General features: G+C 77.5%; 1 protein-coding gene. It reads right to left on the reverse strand.

Annotated elements, in window-relative coordinates; genetic code table 11:
* Positions 1-284, reverse strand: a 284-nt coding sequence (locus UK12_RS42770) for a hypothetical protein (RefSeq protein WP_197085447.1), incomplete at both ends; no start/stop codon positions are given.

The following is a 284-nucleotide window of genomic DNA, read 5'->3' on the forward strand; positions in this document are numbered from 1 at the left end:
CTCGGCGGCCAGCAGCTCCCGGACCTCGGGCAGTTCGCCGATCAGCGGACGGGGACGGGCGGCGGTGAAGGACGGTACGAACCGCTCCCAGTCGACGTCCGCGACGACGCCGGTGGGCTCACCGCTCTCCAGTGCCCGCTGGAGTCCGACCAGCGCGGAGCCCGGTGCCATCACGGGCAGCCCGGACCGGCGCAGGTGCTCCTCCGCCGCCTCGCCGGCCGCCATTCCGGCCTCGGCCCACGGGCCCCAGGCCACCGAGGTCCCGGCCAGGCCACGGGCCCGGC

The organism is Saccharothrix sp. ST-888 (genome assembly GCF_000955975.1).
Classification (GTDB): domain Bacteria; phylum Actinomycetota; class Actinomycetes; order Streptomycetales; family Streptomycetaceae; genus Kitasatospora.